The following is a 15,284-nucleotide window of genomic DNA, read 5'->3' as shown; positions in this document are numbered from 1 at the left end:
TGTCCTATATTAGGCCCTGTGGGATGAGCAGGAGGAGGAAGCATGCTGCGCGTCTTAATTGCAGAAGATGAGGATATGATCAGGAAGGGGCTCGTGTATACCACGGACTGGCTTTCCATGGGCTGTGTGGTGGTGGCGGAGGCAGGAGATGGAAAAGAAGGGTTTGAGAAGATACTGGAGTGCCGTCCGGACGTGGTGATCACAGATATCTGTATGCCGTTTATGGATGGGATAGAGATGATAAAAAAGGCTTCGGAACAGGTGCGTTTTAAAAGTATCCTTCTGACCAGTTATGCTGATTTCGAGTATGCCAGAAGGGCTATTGAGGCCAGAGTGTGTGAGTACCTGCTAAAGCCCGTGGATGAGGAGGCGCTGGCAGACATCATGAAACGGCTGGGGGAGGAGATTGCCAGTACCAGGCAGGCGGAGTATGTGCTGGAACAGGCGGAGCTGGAGGGGGGAAGCATGAACCTGGAATATTACATGCAGCTGGATCTTTCGGAGAATCAGTATGTGTCAAAGGCCATCGGAACCATCAAGGAGCACTATGCCGAAAAGATCAGCATTGAGGGGATTTCAGAGGATCTGGGGGTCAGCGCCAGCTATCTCAGCCGAAAATTTAAGGAAGTCACAGAACAGACATTTCTGGACTTCCTCAACAAATACAGGGTACAGCAGGCGGTCATGCTGCTGAACACAAGACAGTACCGCATCAGTGAGATCTCCGAAGCCACCGGCTTTACGGATTATAAGCATTTCTGCTCCGTGTTTAAGAAGTATACGCTGAAGTCACCCACTAAGTTTATCAAGGGAATCTGAACCAGAGAGTCTGAACAACGGAGTCAGATCAATGGGGGTAGGGTGACATCAGATGATTTACGCATAGCGGTAGACGTCCTTCAGTTTCTTCATATAATAGATACTCAGCATCACTCCTCCAAACTCCGCAATGGGGATGGCCAGCCAAACTCCGTCAATACCGATCAGGAACGGCAGCACCAGAAGGCTTGTGATAATAAGGCCAAAGGTGCGCACAAAGGAGATGACAGCGGATATGCGTCCGTCTGAAAGGGCTGTAAACAGAGCCGAGGCAAAGATGGTCAGGCCTGAGAACAGGAAGCTGAAGGCGAAAATGGTAAATCCGTGGCGGGCCAGGGCGTAGACCGCTGTGCCGGGCCTGGAAAAAACTCCCACCACCAGGCTTCCTGTGACCTGGGCCAGCAGGAATGTGGCCAGGGAGGTCACCGCTGTAAAGATAAGGGAGGTCCTGAACACCTGCTTGAGCTGATTGTGGTTTTTGCTTCCGTAGTTAAAGCTGATGACCGGTGACACACCCTGTGAAAATCCCATGAACAGGGCGTTTAACAGGAACTGGGAGTACTGTATGATGGTGATGGCCGCAACACCGTCCTCCCCAGCAAAGTGCATCATGGCCAGGTTAAAGAGAAAGGTAATGATGCCGGACGACAGATTGGTCACCATCTCGGAGGAACCATTGATGCAGGTGTCTTTAAGTTCCCCCCGTTCCATGCGGGGACGTACCAGCCACAAGGACCTTCTGGAACACGCAAAGTAGAGAAGACCGATGACAGCCGGTATCATATATCCGGTCACCGTGGCAATGGCGGCTCCTGCGATCCCAAGTCCAAGGGGCACGATCAGCAGATAGTCCAGTAACGCGTTGCTGACTCCTGCCAGCAGGGTGAGGAACAGCCCGATCCCGGGGCGGCCTTCGGTGACAAAATACATCTGAAACAGGATCTGGAGCATAAGGGCCGGCGCAAATGCCAGCTGCCAGCGGAGATAGGTGACGCAATCCTCCAGTAAAAGTTCGCTGGCACCCAGGAGACGGGACAGGGGGACGGCCGCCAGATTCCCAAACAGGGCAATGACCAGCCCCAGCCCGATATTTAATAAAATAATGGTGGTGAAGGTCTGTCGGGCGCTGTCCGGCCGTCCTTCGCCCATTTTTTTTGCTACAATGGCGCTGCTTCCCGTGGACAGCATCACGCTGATACCCAGGACAATGTTGATCACAGGGTATACGATATTGATGGATGACAGGGCGTTGGTGCTGACATGCCTGGACACGAACACACCATCCACAATGGTATACAGGGACATGACCACCATCATAATGGTAGTGGGAAGGGCAAACATAAGCAGCGACCCGAATGTGAATTTTTTAGATAACGAATGACTCATAATAAACTCCTGTTTGTAAACTGGCTCCCAACAAGAGAGCCGTTAAAAGGTTGCTAAATTCAGCCGCAGGTATTATCATATAGTATAGGGTTACCCGATAGTCAAGAGGAGATTGAATATGGAAAATCATTCAGAATTATATTTTACAACAGGAGAGTTTGCAAGGATACTGGGAGTGAAAAAACACACTTTGTTCCACTATGACCAAATCGGCCTTCTGTCCCCGGCCCTGAAGGGGGAAAACGGATACAGGTATTATTTTGTCTGGCAGATGGATGTGTTCGAGGTGATCAAGGCCCTCCAGAAGCTGGGCATGCCCCTGGAGGAGATCAAGGAATACATGGAGAACCGTTCCCCGGAGCGGTTCATGGCCATGATGGATAATAAGGAGGCGCAGATCGATGAGGAGATTGAACGCCTTAAGAACATGAAGCGGTTTATCCGCAATGAGAAGCAGAATATCAGGGAAGCGCTGACCACCAGCCTGGATACCCCAAGTCTGGTGAAGCGCAGGGCGGACTTCCTTCTGGTATCCGATGTCAGCGCCCAGGATGAGCGGAAGGTGGCGGTGGACATAGCGGAACACGTGAGGATGCAGGAGAAATACCACGGAGCCATGGGAGCCGTGGGCTCCATCTGCCTGGGGGAGGATTTGGAGCAGGGGATCTATGACCGGTATGTAAAAGTTTATACAAGGCTGGAGAAAAAAGCCTCGTCCTCCAAGGTCATGATGCGGCCGGGAGGAGACTATGTGGAAATGTGCCACAAGGGGTATAACTGGAATATGGAGATACCATACAGGCTGATCTCGGATTTTGCCAGGCATAGGGGGCTGTCCACCGGCCGGATGTGGTATGAGGACCTGATGGTGGACGAGCTGACCGTGACAGATTATGAGGATTATATTGTGAAAGTAATGGTCCCGGTGGAGGGAACAGAAGGTTAAAGAGATATAAAAGTCTCCTGACACACATGGACAAACCAGGAGCAGAAGGTTATAATAACAGTAGATTACTGGGAAAAGCAGGGGAATGCTGCCAGATGCCTGCAAAGGAGAAACTGTTATTATGAGATCAGCCATGTGGAGAAGAGTGGATATCCAGGTTTCCGTATTTACCGCTGTCATAGTGGCTCTTTTATCTTATTCCATATTTATGGTTCAGTATAAGATTACCTACCGGGATATGCTGCGCAGCCTGAATGACCAGGCGGAGCATATCTATACCTATATCGGGGAGCGCTTTGAACCGGATACATTTAAGCATATTTCCGCACGGGAGGATGTGCTCAAGGAAAACTATACCAGGATGCATGACAGGTTCCAGCGGGTCAGGGAGATCACAGGGGTCATGTACCTTTACACTGCTAAGATGGACGAGAACGGGGAATTTGTGTATGTCATAGACTGTCTGGATCCGGGAGCAGAGGATTTCAGGTACCCCGGAGACCCCATTGAGCGGGAGATTTATCCGGACATGGAGCGCGCCATGCAGGGTGAAATCGTGATGCCGGAGGAGATCAAGAAAACAGACTGGGGAAAGATCTTCATTACATATATGCCCATCTATGAGGGGGATGAAGTGATCGGAGTGATCGGGATTGAGTTCAGGGCAGACCATCAGTACAGGACGTACCAGAACTTAAGGCGTGCCCTTCCCGTGTTTATCCTGCTGTTCAGCCTGATCGCCTGCCTGGTATCCAGGTTCCTGTTCCGGCGTATTTCCAACCCATTTTACAGGGACATGTCCAACATGGACTATCTGACCCAGCTTAAGAACAGGAATGCTTATCAGCTGGATATGAATAACCTGGAAGCCAAAAAGATGGAATCCGGGATCGGTTTTATCCTGATCGATCTGAACAGCTTAAAGCATATTAATGACACCCTGGGCCATGATGTGGGAGACCGGTACATCACATGTATATCCAAGGCCTATCTGAACATGCATACCGGGGAAGGGGTCATGTACCGTATAGGCGGTGATGAGTTTGTGGTGATGATGCCAAAAGCCACCCAGGCCGGGATCGAGGATTTTGTGGCGCGTCTTAAAAAGGAGTTTGACAAGCTGGCCTTTCGGCCGGAGTTTACATTCTCCTGGGGTTCGGCCATCTTTGATGAGGAGGCGGATGACAACCTGTTCAGTACATGCCGCAGGGCGGATAAGAACATGTATATGAAAAAGCAGAAATATTATGAAGACAAAAAGACGTAAGTGTACCCCGGGAGTACACGAAAAAGAATAGGAGGATAATAATGGGACTGCTGGACAAGCTTCTGAAAAAGGGACCAAAGGCTGATTCGGTATCAAAGGGAGGAAGCCCGATCTATCATTATGATGAAAAGAAAGACAAGGAGTGGCGTCCCCCCCAGGCTTACGGGGAGTACGGGGAGGAGATCACCCGACATTTTGGCGCCCTGTTTCCGGGCCGGGAGGAATTTGTGTTTCATGAGATATTGTCGGATCTGGTCCACATTGACGTGAATATCATGCGTCCCAGAGAGGACAAACCCTACTATGTGATGTACACCACCGGTATGAGCGACCTGCCCATGACCCTGCCTGAGGAGATCGCCCACAGGGAAGATCTAAAATATGGGGAACTTTTTATGTTCCTTCCAAAGGAATGGAACCCGGGGGAGACAGGGCAGCTGGACTCCGACATACCGGATTCCCAGTACTGGCCCATACGGCTGATCAAGTACCTGGCCCGGTTTCCCCATGAGTACGGTACCTGGCTGGGCTGGGGCCACACCATACCCAACGGCCCGGATTATGAACCCTTATGCCAGGATACCCGGATGGGCGGGGTGGTCCTGGTGCAGACCGGCGGTGACATGGGCTCCATGAAGGCGGAAGACGGGAAAGAGATCAACTTCTATATGGTGGTTCCCGCCTACAAGGAGGAGATCGAGTACAAGCTGGAATACGGCATGGAAGCACTGGATAAGCGGTTCTGTGACGGAAACCTGCCCATGGTGCTGGATATCCGCCGGCCCAATTACTGCGAGGATTTTAAGGTTTCATGACCCCCTGAAAGCCCCGGCCCTTATTCAGGAGGATTCCCCCCGCCCTCGATAAAGCGTACAGGGGAACAGCCAATGTATTTTTTAAATACCTTGATAAAATATTTATAGTCAGAAAATCCCACAAGGTCTGCGATCTCGTAGACCTTGTATTTATTTTCCTTTAAAAGCTCCACTGCCTTCTGCATCCGGTAGCGGTTAAGAAAATCATTAAAGGTGTAGCCCGTGCCGCTTTTGAACTTGGCATTGAGATATGTGCAGGACATGCCGCACTGTTCGCTTACATCTGTCAGGGATACCCGGGAGTAGTAGTGTTCCCTGATGTAATCCATCATGAACTCCACATGGGGATTGCCCTCGGCCAGCTCCTCCGGGGACAGGGAGTCCAGGATCCCCAGTTTCTTTTTTTCCATGTCGATCTGCTTCATCTCATCCCGCAGCCTGGCGGCAGCCATCTGTTTTTGGATTATCTTTCCAAGGGCATCATACAGTTCATTAAAGTTTACAGGCTTTAGCAGATACTCTGTCACCCCCAGGGTGATGGCTTTTCTGGCATATTCAAATTCGCTGTACCCGGACACAATGATGGCGTCAAATCCGTATTCCCGTATGCTTTTTTCCAGCATTTCCAGGCCGTCCATGACCGGCATGTTGATGTCCACGATTACGATGTCGGGCCTGGTTTCCCTGATCTTCTCCAGTCCCTCCAGGCCGTCCGCGGCTTCACCGGCCACCACACAGCCGGCCTGCTGCCAGTTCACCATAAACATCAGGCCTTTGCGTATGATATCTTCATCTTCCACGATCAGGACTTTATACATAACCATCCTCCATCTCTGCGGGAAGGGTGATGACCACCCTTGTACCCTTGCCCGGGCTGCTGTCAATGGCCATACCGTAAGCCGGCCCGTAGAGCAGTCTTACCACCCGGTGGGAATTGTACAGCCCGATATGCTCCCTGTAAATGTCCTCCTGCTCCAGGCCTTCCCTGAGCTCCTCCAGTTTCTCTTTGCTGATGCCGCTGCCGTTATCCTCCACGCAGAGTTTTAAATTCCCCTCTGCCATCCATGCGCTGATGGTGACGGAAACAGAGTGTATATCCTTCATCCCGTGGACAAGGGAATTTTCCACCACGGGCTGGAGTAAAAGTTTGGGGATCCTGCACCCCAAAAGCTCCTCCGGTATGTCGATATGATAGTTCAGCCGTCTGTTATAGCGCATTTTCTGGAGGAGCAGGTAGTCGTTGATGTTCTCAATATCGGTCTGAAGAGGGACAATGGTGCTTCCGTAATAGATGCTGTAGCGCATCAGGTTGGCAAAAGCCATGACCATGTCGGAGGCCTTAGCTCCATCGATCACGATCTCGTAGCGCAGTGTCTCCAGCACATTAAAGATAAAATGAGGGTTAAATTGTTCCTCCAGCTGCTTGATCTCCATCACCCGCTTGCGCTCGGCCAGCTCACTGTTGTGCAGCATCAGCTCCTCCCGCTGCAGGACCATTTTGCGGAACGCGTCCCCCAGTACCTTAAACTCATCAAACACCTGACCCTTGAGCTTATAGTCCATGTTGCCACGGCCCATCTCGGCCACAGAGGTCTGCAGTTCATCAATGGCTTCTAGATTCTTCCTGGTGATCCGAAAGGTCAGCGGCGGTATCATGACCAGCATCAGTATACCCACCAGGCCCAGAAACAGCATGCCGTAGGACACCAGGGTCCTCTGGAACTCCATGGACACCAGGGTGTACAGCACCAGGGTGCTTTCCGGAAGCATTTCCTTTTGTACGTGGTAGTGCTTGCCGTTTACCCTGACCACATTTCCCTTTTCCCACTCCATCCTGTACTTGCCTGCCGGATACTTCTCCATGGGATCGGCGCTCTGCCTGCCGATGGAAAAGATCAGGTTATCATAGCGGTCCGTGAGGATCACGTCATCCAGGGGATAGTTCCTAACCGTCTCATAGATCTGTTCGTCCGACAGATCAAAAAAAAGATACCCCAGTACCTTTGATGAGTCTGAAACAGCCCGGGACAAGATCAGATCCCCCTCCTGTCCATGGGCATAATTGAGCCTGCTTGGCAGGGTGAAGATCTTATCCGGCTCAAGGGCCATTTTCTCGAATAAACTCTGATAAACCGTGCTGTTTAAAAAGATATCCCGGTTTCCCTCAAACAGGTTGGAGCTAACGATGGTGCCGCCGCTGTCCGTGAGCACAAAGCTGCACCGGATGGACTGCCGGGTGGAAAACTCATAAAGCAGCCGGTTTACCTCGGTAACCCGGCCGCTGTCTTTGTCCTTAAGGGCTTCCAGGATCCTGTAATCCGAGGTGAACCGGACCAGCCCTTTCTCATAATCGCCCACCTGCCGGTCCAGGATCTCTGCCAGCAGGGCGTTGTTCTTTTTATTTCCTCCGGCGCTGATCCATTCCACATTGATGAACAGAAACAGTCCCACCAGCACAAACAGCAGGCTGATAATGGAAAACGAATATCTGAGAAAGGAACGTTTAATATAATCCCTGTACTGATTGCTGGCTGCCATAAGTGCCTCCTGTTAAGCTTCTGTCTGCCGGCCGCCCTTCTTTTAGCCAGGAGAGCGGCCGTAAACTTAATTATACCATAGTTTCAGTTCCTGTTCCAGACAGGGATCCTTCTATATGCTGATTCTATATACTGATATCGTTGCTTCCCGTTACCTTAAAGAACACCAGCAGGGATACGATACTGGTCAATGTCAGTATGGTGGAATAAGCAGCCGCATTGCCGAAATTGCTCCTGATAACTTCCGCGTAGATGGCCACGGTCAGGGTCTGGGTCTTGCTGGTGTAGAGGATGATGGAGGAACTGAGCTCGCTGATCAGGGTGATCCAGCTCATGATAGCGCCTGAGAGCACGCCGGACATCATCATGGGTACGGTTATCTTTACAAAGGATTTTGTCTCCGTACACCCCAGGCTGATGGCAGCCTCCTCCACACTGGGGCTGATCTGGCCGATGATGGCCGTGCTGGAGCGGATGGTGTAGGGCATTCGCCGGATGGACAGGGAAATGATGATGATAATGGCCGTGCCGCTGAGGAGCATGGGTTTGCTGTTAAATGCATACAGGAAGGAGATACCAAGTACGGATCCAGGGATGATATAGGGAAACATGGTCACTGTGTCCAGTATGCCGGTGAGGAAGGATTTCTTTCTCACGGTGAGATAGGAGATAAGGATTCCCAGCACCACCACAATGGCAATGGCGCACAGGCCAAACAGGTAGGTGTTGAAAATAGCGCCGTTGTTGTTCTTGGAGAACAGGGTATTCCTGTAGTTTTCCAGTGAAAAGCCTCCGGTGTAAACCGTGCCTCCGCCTGTTGCCAGGAAGGAGGTGAAGATAACGGTCAGCTGCGGCAGGATGGCCACAAACACCACTGCATACACAAACAGGTGGGACAGGATATTCTTGGTCCCTGTACAGTGTTCCGCTTCCATGGGTTTTAAGGCGGTCATGGAGTAGGTGAACCGGTTTCCCAAATAGCGCTGGAAGAAGAACAGTACCAGGGTTATGACAATGACGATCACACAGAGAGCTGCCGCAAAATGGTCATCCGTACTCACCTCACCCATAAACTGGCTGTAGACCAGCACCGGGAAGGTCTTGTATCCCTCGCCGATGAGCATGGGGGTGCCGAAATCAGAGAACACCCTCATGAATACCAGCAGGGAGCTGGCAAGCATGGTGGGCATGACCAGGGGAATGATGACCTGTATGACACGCTGGAACGCTGTGCATCCCAGGCTTTCCGCGGCTTCATTCAAGGAATTGTCCAGGTTTTTTAATGCACCTGAAATATACATGTATACCAATGGAAAGGACTGGAGTGAGAATACCAGCACAATGCCGGCAAAACCGTAAATACCTCCCAGTTTGACCTGGAACAGGCTGTTGAGGATCTTGGTGATAAAACCGTTGCGGCCCAGCAGCTGGATCCATGCGTAAGCTCCGATAAATGGCGGTGAGAGATAGGAGATCACGATCAGGATGTTCAGGTACTTGCTGCCACGGATCTTTACGCTCCGCAGCACATAGGCCATGATCAGGCCTAAAAACGCGGCCACCAGGGTGGAGACAATAGTTACCTTAAAGCTGTTCACCAGGGTGCTCCAGTAATATTTTCTTGCAAAGAATTTTGTAAAGTAGCTAAAACTCAGCTTACCTTCCTCGGTAAGCACGCTTTTATACAGCACAAGGACCAGGGGATAGACCACGAAGAGAAGGAACAGGGCCAGGATTCCCAGTGCCATGACGATCCATATATTCAGTTTTTTCTCTCCTGCATACCTCATGAATGCTCCCTCCTGACAATAAGGCTTTCGCTGCCGTCCTGGTTATATACGTTGATCTTAGCCGGCTGAACCCCAAGGCGTACCGGGGTGTGGTCAGGGATGATATCCCATATATCGGAATTCTGGATAACCTCCATCTCTTTTCCGTCCGCTGTTTCCACAAAATAGTGGGTGGTGACTCCCAGGAATACGCTGCTTCGCACAATGGCAGGTATGCCCTGGTCCGCCTCTCTGTTCAGGATAAATTCCTCAGGACGTACAGACACCTTGACAGGCTGGCCGTTAACACAGGAGCTGTTCAGGTTATCCATGGCAACCGCGTAATCGCCCATGCGCACCAGGGTGGTATTGCCCGAGGTTTCAATGGCGCCGTCAAGGATGTTGGAGAGTCCGATAAAGGTGGACACGAACAGATTGGCAGGGCGCTGGTAAATGTTCTTTGGGGTATCGATCTGCTGGATGACGCCTCCGTTCATGACAGCGATCCGGTCCGATACGGCCAGGGCCTCCTCCTGGTCATGAGTCACGTAAAGGGTGGTGATGCCCATCTGCTGCTGGATCCGCTTGATGGCATTGCGCATTTCCACACGCAGCTTTGCGTCCAGGTTGGACAGGGGTTCATCCATGAGAAGGACCTCCGGATGGATGACAATGGCCCTGGCCAGAGCCACACGCTGCTGCTGGCCGCCGGACAGCTTGGAGGGCATACGCTTTTTCAGGTGATCGATCTTTACCACTTTCAGTATTTCGTCCACCTGGGATTCTATCTGGGCCTGAGGCATTTTCCTGTTCTTTAATCCAAAGGCCACATTGTCGCGCACGGACATGTGGGGGAAAATGGCATAGTTCTGAAATACCATTCCCATGTTCCTTTTGTTGGTGGGAATGTTGTTGATGACCTTGCCATCGATTTTGATCTCGCCGCCTTCAATGGAGTTAAAGCCGATGATCATGCGCAGCAGAGTGGTCTTTCCGCACCCGGAAGGGCCCAGAAGGGTAAAAAATTCACCGGGCCGCACGTCCAGGGAAAGGCCGTTTATAATAGTGTCCTTGCCAAAACGTTTGATGACATTTTCAATGTTGATCGCTACACTCATACCTGTAAATCCTCCTTAATATTAAGCGTCCGTCCGGCTTTCTCCCGACCGCCCGGGCGGATATTGTCCTGATTTTGGGAACAGAAAAGCTTATTTTGGGAACAGAAAAGGACTGCCATATCTGACCGACTCCCGCCGGGGGAGGCGGTTGGTGCCGCGGTGCCGTACCGCAAACATGGTACGGCACCGCGGCAGAGTGGTGGTCAGGTCCAGGGCAGTCCTTTTAACAGACGGGAATCATTAATCCATGGATGTCTCCATGTGCTCGCTGAACAGATTGGTGATTTCTGTCTTGTGTTCAGCAACCCATCCCTCATCATAATTATCAAACAGTTTAATTTCAGACTGTGGTGTCATATAGTCAGCTAACTTGGCGTCCTTTCTAAGGGGTCTGACGGTCAGGTTGGAGCCCACTGCGTTCTGAATCTTTTCGGACAGCATGTAGTCCACAAATTTTTTGGCGTTTTCCGGATGTTTGCAGTCTTTTAAGATCTGTACGGACTCTCCGGGGAATATGGCTCCCTCTTCCGGGAATACAACCTCTACAGCTGCGCCTTCCTTAACATAGTTGGCTGCCGGATCTTCCCAGGTAAGCCCTACCACATACTCGCCCTCGGCCACGCCCTTGTATACCTGGCTGGAGCTGTTGCACATCTTGCCGTCCAGGTTGGCGATGAACTGGTCCACATAATCCCAGGCCTGGTCTGACAGGGGATCGCCGTCCTTTCCCATGCCGTAAAGCATGGCCAGTAAGGACTGGAATGCGGAGCTGGAGTTTACAGGGTCGCCGAAAGCGATCTTGCCCTTTAACTCAGGATTTAGAAGATCCTCAAAGCCATCGATCTTCATGTCGCCCTTTAAGTCCTTGTTTACGATCATGACCGTTGGGTCTGCAAATGCAGGTGTGAAATATCCGGTGGTATTGCGGAATGCCTCCAGCATGTTGCCGTCCTCGGAGGAGACATACTCCATGAACAGGTCCTTGGAAGCGGAGAGCATGGTCTGGTCAGCTACCCAGAAGATATCGCCCAGAGGGTTATCCTTTTCTGACTGGGCCCTCTTAAGAAGTTCGCCGGTCCCTGCCACCACAACTTCAACTTTGATGCCCGTATCCTTTTCAAACTCAGGGATCACAGCATTGTTCAGGGCCTCGCTGCGGGCCGTGTAAACCACCAGTACGGGATCCTCTTCCCCGGCCGCTTCACCGCTTGCCGCCTGTGCTTTTGCCTCCCCGGCCGCCTCTGTCTTGGCCGGCTCAGCCGGTGCCTTTGTGCCGGTACTGCCGCCGGAACAGCCTGTGGCTGCAAGGGCTACTGCCATGATACATGCTGATACTTTCTGAAACTTCCTCATTCTAAATCGCTCCTCCCTCTCTTGCTTGATCAACAGTTCTTTGTTTTATCAACAGTTGTTTCTCATATCTCAATTCTAGCATTTGTCCGTGGAAAGTAAATCCGACAATACATCAAAAAGGTGGAAAATAAACAACAGGCGGTCTGAAGAGAGTGAAAATTCTCGGACCGCCTGCGGATATGGCTGAATGTTTATTTGTTTTTCTTGCTGTCTTTTCCCTTTTTCCCGTCTTTGGATGATTTTTTATCACCCTTTTCGCCCTTTTTGGACTTACCTGCTTTTTTGGGTTTGTCGTTCTTGGCCGCTTCAGGCTTGTCGCCCTTGGCCGCATCGGACCTTTTCTGCTTGGCCGGAGGCGTGTCCTCCTGGCCGGAATCCTCTCCCTGGCCATAATCCCCTTCCTGACCGGGACCCTCTGCCTGATCACGATCATCCGGGGTGTCTGCGCTCTGGCCGGCCGGCACTTCCTCTGGCTGGGGAAGTTCATCGGGGACATACTCTATGATGTCGCTGATATCGCACTCCAGGATGGAGCACAGGGTGTCAAGGGTGTGGGTGGATACGTGCATGTTCTTTTTCAGGCGGCCGATTTGTCCGGCGCTGAAACTGTACTGTTTGATCAGTCTGTACTGGGTCATTCCACGTGCTTCCATGGTGGCCCATAAGCGGTCATAGCGGATCATAGTGTACTCCTCCTTAAATCGTTATTATCAATAAATGGATTATATCATGGGGGCCTTATAATTACAAGAATGATTGGTAAAAATGGGAATAAAAGAGAAGGTTTCAGGGCATAGTTAGGAGTGAACATAGATTCAGGTACCACGACTGAGAAAAGGAGGAATTTTTATGACGGATTTTAAGACAAGCGAAACAGCAAAAAATCTGATGAGGGCATTTGCCGGCGAAAGCCAGGCAAGGAACCGCTACACCTTTGCGGCAGGGCTGGCAAAAAAGCAGAAAATGCCCATGGTGGAGATGGTATTTAAATACACGGCAAACCAGGAAAAGGAACATGCCGAGATTTTTTACAACTATCTGAAGCCATTGGATAAGGAGACCATATTCATTGACGGAGGTTATCCGGTGGATCTGGAGGAAAATACCCTGGCCCAGTTGAATGCCGCTGCCCACAATGAGTATGAGGAGCATGATGTGGTGTACAAATCCTTTGCAGAGGTTGCTGAAAAGGAGGGATTTGCCCAGATCGCAGCATCCTTCCGCATGATCGCGGAAATTGAGAAGACCCACGGCGAACGCTTTCAGTATCTGGCCGGCCTGTTAGGCGAGGGAAGGCTTTATGACCGCCAGGAAAAGAACAGCTGGGTTTGTACCAACTGCGGCTATATTTATGAAGGGGAAGAACCGCCCCAGTTCTGTCCGGTCTGCCACCATGACCAGGGATATTTTGCAGGGCAGGAGCTTTCACCGTGGTTCCTCAAGGCTTAGAACCGTATCCAAACACGCTCTGGCGCATATTCCCCCGCGAAATTTGATTTTACAAAGCCGGGTGCAGATGATATAATGTCGGCAGACATGATAGAGGAATATCATAGACAAAGGGACTGGCATTGGGCAGTGGCCTGTCCAGTCCCTTATGATGACAGGCGCCCGGAGCAAAAGGAGAATGAACCATGGCAAAGAAAGTAAAGGCGGTCATATTTGACCAGGATGGTCTTATGTTTGATACGGAACGGCTTGTGCTTGAGGGCTGGGAGACAGCGGCGGCAAAGCACAATATAACATTTGAAAAGGATTTTTTCAGGGATCTGAGGGGGACGAAGCCGGATAAGGTGAAAGAGGCGTTCATCAGGCAGTATGGCCCTGACATTGATTTTGATTCCATATGCGAGGAAAAGCGGCTGTATTCCTATCACTGGGTGAAAAAAAACGGGGCGCCGGTTAAGCCGGGGCTTAAGGAACTGCTGGAATACCTGAAGTCCCATAATATAAAGACCGCAGTGGCCACGGCCAGCGGACGGGAGTGGACCCAGGGAAATGTAAAAAGTGCAGGGGTGGAAGGATATTTTGACCATTACATATATGGAGACATGGTGGAGGAGGCGAAGCCAAATCCCGCGATCTTCCTTTTGGCAGCCGGCACCCTGGGGGAAGATCCGGAGGAGTGTATGGTACTGGAGGACAGCTTTAACGGGATCAGGGCAGCCTACGCGGGCGGGTTCCTTCCCGTGATGGTGCCGGACCAGGATGAGCCGGATGAGGAACTATCCGGACTGCTGGCAGCCCGGTGTGATGTGCTGTCCGATGTCATCGGTCTGTTTAAAAACGGAACATTTGAGTATTAAGAGGAAGAACTATTATATGTGGAAAGAAGCGGCAGCATGGATGGCCGGGCTGGGCTGCGCCTGCCTGGCCCTGTCAGAATATGAGAAGAAACATTTTTCCGTGGAAGCAGTGACCATGGGATCAGATAAACTGGATCAGGACAGGACCCTTGTGTTTTTGTCGGATTTACATAACAACGAATTCGGGCAGGACAACTGCCAGCTGGTGGAGGCGGTCCGCGGCATAAAACCGGACGCCGTCCTGTGCGGCGGCGATATGATGGTGTGCAAGGGGACGGGGGATGTGGGCGTCCCCATAAAACTGATTTCGCAGCTGGCAGACCGGTATCCGGTCTATTATGGAAACGGCAACCACGAAAACCGTATGACCTGGGAGCGGGACGTATACGGAACTCTGTATGAGGAATACAAAAGCGCTTTAAGACGCATGGGAGTGGTGTACCTGGAGGATGAAACCGCGGCTTTGGGAACAGATGTCCTGATTTCTGGGATCGATCTGGGCAAGCGCTATTACCGGAAGGCCCTGTACCAGAAAATGCCCTCCATGGGAAAGGAATATCTGGACCGGAAGCTGGGGCGGACAGACCATGTGGAAGGAAAAGACAGGTTCAGGATCCTTCTGGCCCACTCACCTCTTTACTTTGCGGACTATGCGGCCTGGGGGGCCGATTTGACCCTGGCAGGTCATTTTCATGGGGGAACCATACGGATTCCCGCGCTGGGAGGAGTCATGACGCCCCAGTACCAGTTTTTTCTGCCCTGGTGCGCCGGGGATTTTGAACAGCAGGGAAAGCGGATGGTGGTGAGCCGGGGACTGGGGACCCACTCCATCAATATCCGGTTAAACAACCGGCCACAGCTGGTGGTGGTGTACCTTAAAAAACAGCGGAAATAACAGGACCCTTGTAAACAGAGAGGGATTTGTGATAATATAAAATTCAGCGTTACAGTCCAGGACGGCTTTTCCG

The 15,284-nt window shown here is 51.4% G+C and carries 14 protein-coding genes; 7 read left to right on the top strand and 7 right to left on the bottom strand.

All coding sequences use genetic code 11. The features are described 5' to 3' along the window. The first annotated feature begins 42 nt into the window (after positions 1 to 42). A complete protein-coding gene (locus ABID13_RS17580) occupies positions 43 to 819 on the top strand; it encodes a response regulator transcription factor (RefSeq protein WP_007869029.1) in 777 nt (258 codons plus the stop codon). Between the two features lie 57 nt (positions 820 to 876). On the opposite strand, the gene ABID13_RS17575 is transcribed toward ABID13_RS17580, so the two are convergent. Next, positions 877 to 2,205, bottom strand: coding sequence for an MATE family efflux transporter (locus ABID13_RS17575; RefSeq protein ID WP_048930974.1), 1,329 nt, complete (start codon positions 2,203 to 2,205; stop codon positions 877 to 879). Positions 2,206 to 2,323: 118 nt separating this feature from the next. On the opposite strand from ABID13_RS17575, the gene ABID13_RS17570 reads away from it, so the two are divergent. The 3 genes from ABID13_RS17570 to ABID13_RS17560 all read left to right on the top strand — a co-directional run bounded on the left by ABID13_RS17570 (position 2,324) and on the right by ABID13_RS17560 (position 5,233). Next, on the top strand, positions 2,324 to 3,151 hold the full coding sequence (locus ABID13_RS17570) for a MerR family transcriptional regulator (RefSeq protein WP_007869024.1): 828 nt from the start codon (positions 2,324 to 2,326) through the stop codon (positions 3,149 to 3,151). A 121-nt stretch (positions 3,152 to 3,272) separates the two neighbouring features. Then, positions 3,273 to 4,418 carry a GGDEF domain-containing protein gene (locus ABID13_RS17565; protein ID WP_007869020.1) on the top strand — a complete coding sequence of 382 codons (1,146 nt, stop codon included), beginning with the start codon at positions 3,273 to 3,275 and terminating at the stop codon, positions 4,416 to 4,418. A gap of 41 nt (positions 4,419 to 4,459) precedes the next feature. Further along, a complete protein-coding gene (locus ABID13_RS17560; RefSeq protein ID WP_048930973.1) occupies positions 4,460 to 5,233 on the top strand; it encodes a suppressor of fused domain protein in 774 nt (257 codons plus the stop codon). 20 nt (positions 5,234 to 5,253) lie between these two features. On the opposite strand, the gene ABID13_RS17555 is transcribed toward ABID13_RS17560, so the two are convergent. The 6 genes from ABID13_RS17555 to ABID13_RS17530 all read right to left on the bottom strand — a co-directional run bounded on the left by ABID13_RS17555 (position 5,254) and on the right by ABID13_RS17530 (position 12,693). After that, positions 5,254 to 6,051 (bottom strand): response regulator transcription factor, encoded by a 798-nt coding sequence (locus tag ABID13_RS17555; protein ID WP_045091467.1) that lies wholly within the window; start codon positions 6,049 to 6,051, stop codon positions 5,254 to 5,256. Beyond that, positions 6,044 to 7,771: a sensor histidine kinase gene (locus ABID13_RS17550; RefSeq protein ID WP_048930972.1), complete on the bottom strand. Its 1,728-nt coding sequence runs from the start codon at positions 7,769 to 7,771 to the stop codon at positions 6,044 to 6,046. Before ABID13_RS17550 ends, ABID13_RS17555 begins: the two co-directional genes overlap by 8 nt. A 124-nt stretch (positions 7,772 to 7,895) precedes the next feature. Beyond that, on the bottom strand, positions 7,896 to 9,560 hold the full coding sequence (locus tag ABID13_RS17545; RefSeq protein WP_007869013.1) for an ABC transporter permease: 1,665 nt from the start codon (positions 9,558 to 9,560) through the stop codon (positions 7,896 to 7,898). After that, positions 9,557 to 10,657 (bottom strand): ABC transporter ATP-binding protein, encoded by a 1,101-nt coding sequence (locus ABID13_RS17540; protein WP_048930971.1) that lies wholly within the window; start codon positions 10,655 to 10,657, stop codon positions 9,557 to 9,559. The genes ABID13_RS17545 and ABID13_RS17540 overlap by 4 nt, the downstream gene beginning before the upstream one ends. 240 nt (positions 10,658 to 10,897) lie before the next feature. Next, complete coding sequence (locus tag ABID13_RS17535; RefSeq protein WP_007869008.1) at positions 10,898 to 12,010, bottom strand: extracellular solute-binding protein; 1,113 nt, start codon at positions 12,008 to 12,010, stop codon at positions 10,898 to 10,900. Positions 12,011 to 12,201: 191 nt separating this feature from the next. Beyond that, positions 12,202 to 12,693 (bottom strand): helix-turn-helix domain-containing protein, encoded by a 492-nt coding sequence (locus ABID13_RS17530; protein WP_048930970.1) that lies wholly within the window; start codon positions 12,691 to 12,693, stop codon positions 12,202 to 12,204. Between the two features lie 166 nt (positions 12,694 to 12,859). Between ABID13_RS17530 and rbr the strand changes: the two genes are divergently transcribed. The 3 genes from rbr (at position 12,860) to ABID13_RS17515 (ending at position 15,211) form a co-directional block, all read left to right on the top strand. After that, entirely contained in the window at positions 12,860 to 13,459 is a 600-nt protein-coding gene (rbr, locus tag ABID13_RS17525; RefSeq protein WP_007869001.1) for a rubrerythrin, read from the top strand. Positions 13,460 to 13,644: 185 nt separating this feature from the next. Further along, positions 13,645 to 14,316 (top strand): HAD family hydrolase, encoded by a 672-nt coding sequence (locus ABID13_RS17520; RefSeq protein WP_007869000.1) that lies wholly within the window; start codon positions 13,645 to 13,647, stop codon positions 14,314 to 14,316. A gap of 16 nt (positions 14,317 to 14,332) precedes the next feature. Then, positions 14,333 to 15,211, top strand: a complete 879-nt coding sequence (locus tag ABID13_RS17515) for a metallophosphoesterase (RefSeq protein ID WP_048930969.1) — start codon at positions 14,333 to 14,335, stop codon at positions 15,209 to 15,211. The last annotated feature ends 73 nt before the right edge of the window (positions 15,212 to 15,284 follow it).

It is taken from the genome of Enterocloster citroniae (genome assembly GCF_040545455.1).
In the GTDB taxonomy this organism is placed as follows: Bacteria; Bacillota; Clostridia; order Lachnospirales; family Lachnospiraceae; genus Enterocloster; species Enterocloster citroniae.
The sequence above is the reverse complement of the archived record's forward strand: the minus strand, read 5'-3'. Positions and strand labels throughout refer to the sequence as shown.